The 4,565-nt window shown below is 68.8% G+C and carries 4 protein-coding genes; 1 reads left to right on the top strand and 3 read right to left on the bottom strand.

The features are described from left to right. Positions 1–105: 105 nt before the first annotated feature. Genes ccmC through ccmA form a run of 3 tightly spaced genes read right to left on the bottom strand, consistent with a single transcriptional unit; the run spans position 106 to position 2,204 of the window. Positions 106–855 carry a heme ABC transporter permease CcmC gene (gene ccmC / locus K0M70_RS05405; RefSeq protein WP_290780320.1) on the bottom strand — a complete coding sequence of 250 codons (750 nt, stop codon included), beginning with the start codon at positions 853–855 and terminating at the stop codon, positions 106–108. Between the two features lie 18 nt (positions 856–873). After that, positions 874–1,557, bottom strand: coding sequence for a heme exporter protein CcmB (gene ccmB / locus K0M70_RS05400; RefSeq protein WP_290780317.1), 684 nt, complete (start codon positions 1,555–1,557; stop codon positions 874–876). After that, positions 1,554–2,204, bottom strand: coding sequence for a heme ABC exporter ATP-binding protein CcmA (gene ccmA / locus K0M70_RS05395; protein ID WP_290780314.1), 651 nt, complete (start codon positions 2,202–2,204; stop codon positions 1,554–1,556). The genes ccmB and ccmA overlap by 4 nt, the downstream gene beginning before the upstream one ends. A 214-nt stretch (positions 2,205–2,418) precedes the next feature. On the opposite strand from ccmA, the gene K0M70_RS05390 reads away from it, so the two are divergent. Further along, the coding region (locus tag K0M70_RS05390) for a S8 family serine peptidase (protein ID WP_290780311.1) at positions 2,419–4,565 on the top strand (2,147 nt) is incomplete at its 3' end.

Here is a 4,565-nt window from a genome sequence, read left to right as displayed (position 1 = left end):
CGATGTTGCGGCGGACCCGGGACAGGCGCAGTCGCGGCACCACGAAATCCCAGGCCAGGAAGAGGGCAAACACGGCGTAGGCGCCGATGACGTATTCGCGGTAACTCATCGCGGCACCCCGGCGGCGGCACGCGCCCAGTCCTTGCCCGATTCGCGTTCGAGGTTGTCGGCGCGGGCGCGCTGCAGCAGCGAACCCACGAACCAGAACTTGGTGGCCAGCACCATTACCCACAGCGGCCAGACCATCGACGGGTCCATGGTGGACTCGCCAAACAGCTTGATGGTGGCGCCCTGGTGCAGCGAGTTCCACCACGTCACCGAGTAGCGGATCACGGGCAGCAGCGCGACGCCCACGATGGCCAGGAAGCCCGCGGCCCGCGCGGCGGCCCGGCGGTCCTCGATGGCGGCATTCAGGCCGATCACGCCCAGGTAAAGGAACAGCAGCACCAGTTCCGACGTCAGCCGCGGATCCCAGTCCCACCAGGTGCCCCACATCGGCTTGCCCCAGATCGAACCGGTGGCCAGCGTAACCGCCGTGAACAGTGCGCCTATGGGCGCGCAGGCCATCGCCAGCACCTCACACAGCTTGATGCGCCAGATCAGCGCGATCGCCGCGTAGAAGGCCATCAGGGCATACACGAACAGGCTCATCCATGCGGCCGGCACGTGGATGTAGAGGATGCGGAAGCTGTCGCCCTGCTGGTAGTCGGCAGGCACCACGAACAGGGCGCCGTAAAGGCCGATGGCCATCGTTACCAGGCCCAGCGCGAAGCCGACCGGTACCCAGCGTGCGGCGAAGCGGTCGAAGACCGGGGGCGATCCGAGTTGGTGGAACCAGAGCAGGACAGGATTCACGGGGCAGGGACCGAAAACTCAGTTCAGGGCGATCCGTATCGCCGCGGCGGCGGCGAGCGGGGCGAGCACCAGGGCCAGGGCGAGGCCGGCGCCAAGCAGCAGCAGCGCGCCAACCCAGGGCAGGCCTTGTGCCGCAGCCATCACGCTGCCGGCCCCGAACACCAGGACCGGCAGGAACAAAGGCAGCGCCAGCAAGGCCAAAAGCATACCAGAGCGGCGTATTCCGACCGTCAGCGCCGCCACCACCGCGCCCATCAGGCTCAGCAGCGGTGTGCCCAGGACCAGGGACGCCATCAGCACCGGCAACAGATCGCCCGGCAGGAACAAAAGTTCCGCCAGCAGGGGGGTCACCACCACCAGCGGCAGCGAGGCCGTGACCCAATGCACCAGGACCCGGACCCCGAGCAGCCAGGCCAAGGGGACCGGGGCGAGCAGCATCTGCTCCAGGCTGCCGTCCTCGACGTCGCTGCGGTAAAGGGTGTCCAGCGTCAGCAGGCTGGCCAGCAACACCGCCACCCAGAGCACGCCGGGTGCGATGCGCGCCAGCTGCGCGGGGTCGGCGCCCAGCGCCAGGGGGAACAGGGCCACCACCATCAGCGCGAACAACAGCGGCTGCGCGGCATCGCCGCGCCGGCGCCAGACCAGCCGCAGGTCCCGAAGGGCCTGTGCGCGCGCCGCCGCCAGCAGCGAAGGACCGCTCACGACGGGCTCCTGGCGGGAGCCAGCGTAAGCGTACGAACGGGCACCGGCGGCGCCGAGTAGGCGCCGTGGGTGGTCAGCAGCACGGCGCCGCCCGAGGCCACGTGGCCCTGTATGAGGCGGTTCACCAGCGCGATGCCCTCCAGGTCGAGGTTGGCGTAGGGCTCGTCCAGCAGCCACAGCGGGGCGCCCTGCAGCCGCAGCCGCGCCAGGGACAGCCGCTTGTTCTGCCCGGCCGACAGCCGGCGTGCCGGCGTGTCTTCATGTCCGGCCAGGCCGACCTCGGCCAGTGCCGCTTCGGTACTCGTGCCCCGCGCACCTTGGATGGCCTGGCTGAACGCCAGGTTTTCCAAGGCCCCGAGTTCGGCCTTGTGGCCGTGCAGATGTCCCAGGTAAGCACTGCCGCGGGCCAGGTGGCTGCGGTCAACCGGCCGCCCCATCAGTTCCACCGAGCCGGCGTTGGCCTCCAGCAGGCCGGCCAGCACGCGCAGCAGGGTGGTCTTGCCGGCGCCGTTGCCACCCAGCACCAGCAGCGCTTCGCCGGACGCCAGCTGGAAGTCCAGCGGGCCGAAAACGGGCTCTTCGTTGCGCGAAAAACACAGCCCCCGGGCTTGCAGCAGCGGCGTCTGGGGGGCGGGAGGGAGGGTCATAACCCCGCCATGCTACCGAGTGAGGCGGCGCAGCGTCCATGCGCGATGCACGACGACACTGGCGCTCGAGTCGTCACCGCGTGAAAAGCAGCATGGTTAGTCACAAGCTACGGATTCACAAAACAAAACCATGTTCCAGGTCGCCGTGCGTTGTTATTCAGTCCTCCCTGCGTGAGAATCGGGCAATTGTTTGATATTTCAGGAAGACCAAGACATGCGTGCAACCCCCCTGATGCTCGCCATCGCCCTCGGCCTCGGTGTTTCGGCCAGCGGCACGGAGGCGGCCAAACCGTCACGCGACGCGATCCAGAAAGCTGATCGCCTCAACACCTACATCGTGGTGTTCGAAGAGCCCGCCGCCGCGCGCTTCAGCGGCTTCGCCCCCAGCGAGAAATCACGCCCGCGCCTGGCCGCCAGCAGCGCCGCGGCCACCGGCAAGCGCAAGTTCAACGCCCGCAGCCCCGAGGCCGTGGCCTACGTGGACTACCTGTCTGATTTGCGCCGCGTGCGCATGAACGATGCGTCCGCGCTCATCGGCCGTCCTTTGGTCCCCATGTTCACCTACGAGCACGCCATGAACGGCGTGGCGATCAAGCTCACCGCCGCCGAGGCTGAAGTGTTTGCCGCGATGCCTGGCGTGAAGGCCGTCGCCCCGGAGTTCATGCGCTACCTGCAGACCAACGACAGCCCGGCCTGGATCAAGGCCAACCTGGTCTGGAGCGGTGCGGCCACCGGCACTCCCAACCGCGGCGAAGGGGTCGTGGTGGGCGTGATCGACAGCGGCGTCAACCGCCTGCATTCCTCCTTCTCCGGTGCGGGCATCAACAACCCCCTGGGCGGCTTCCGTGGCTTCTGCAGCACCACGCCGTCGGCCTGCAACACCAAGCTGGTGGGTCTGTATGACTTCACCTCGGGCGCGGCCAACGGCTCCTCCGACCCGGTGGACAACGACGGCCACGGCACGCATACCGCCAGCACGGTGGCCGGCGCCCCGTTCCAGGTTGGTTTCCGCACTTACAGCGGCGTTGCGCCGCGCGCCAACATGATTGTGTACAAGGCCTGCCCGGACGACAGCTGCACCGGCAGCGCCCTGATCGCGTCGATCAACCAGGCCGTCGTGGACGGCGTGGACGTGATCAATTACTCCATCGGCAGCGGCCCGGAAGATCCGTGGCGCACGGTCGGCGTCGCCGGGACCGACGATTCCGAAGCCTTCCTGGCCGCGCGCGAGGCTGGCATCGTGGTCGCCGTTTCGGCGGGCAACGATGGTCCGCTGGATGGCACGGTGGGCAATCCGTCCAACTCCCCGTGGGTGATGTCGGTCGCGGCCGGCACCGACAACAGCGGAGGCGCGGGGGACCGCCTGGCCAGCTTCAGCGGCCGTGGCCCGGTGATTCCGCTGGGCATCATCAAGCCCGACATCACGGCGCCCGGCGTCAGCATCGTCGCCGCCGGCCTCGGCGGCACCACCAGCTCGGCCACGCTCAGCGGTACCTCCATGTCGGCCCCGCACGTGGCGGGTGCAGCGGCCCTGCTGGTGTCCGCCAACCCGACCCTGGGTGCGGATGAAATCATCTCGGCGCTCACGCTCACCGCGCGCGACTCCATCACCGAGTCCGGCCTGGCCACCAACCCGCATGAATCCGGCGCCGGTTCGCTGGACGTGTCGCTGGCCATCAAGGCCGGTCTTTACCTGGACGTGCCGGCGAACGGCTTCAACGCGCCGCGTGCGAACCCCTACACCGGCGGCGCGCAGAACATCAACCTGCCCACCATCGGCCATGCCGCCTGCTTCCGCAGCTGCGTGGTCACCCGCAGCTTCAAGCAGATGCCGGGTACCCCCGCAGGCGCCAACTACACTGTGCAGGTGACGGTGCCGACTGGCACCACGGTCACGCCCAGCGTCACCTCGTTCAACAGCAGCGCCGCCGGCCAGGACATCAACTTCACCATCAACGTCGACACCCCCGAGGCCGCCGGCCAGTGGATCTACGGCTCGGTGACGCTGGTGAACAACGCCGGTGACGGCCGCCCGAACCTCAAACTGCCGCTGGCCGTGTTCGCCACGCCGTTCTCCAGCCAGGCCGCCGCCAACGCACTCACCGCCGTGAACCGCACGGTCACGCGGGAGCGTGATTTCTTCGACCTGGACGTGTCGGGCCTGGTGCCGCTGCCGAGCGCGCGCTTCGCCACCACCGGCCTGGTCACGCCCACCACCACGTTCGAAACCATCGCGGTTGACGGCACGCCCGACGAAATCTACGACAACGTCAACGGCAACTACATCCGTCTGCTGACCGTGCCGGCCACGCCGGCCGGGGGCCCCCCCGGCGCCGCCCGCCAACCCGCCCCCCCCCCCCC

It is taken from the genome of Arenimonas sp. (assembly GCF_019459675.1).
GTDB lineage: Bacteria > Pseudomonadota > Gammaproteobacteria > Xanthomonadales > Xanthomonadaceae > Arenimonas.
Note: the sequence above shows the minus strand (reverse complement) of the source record. Positions and strands in the feature narration are given on the sequence as shown.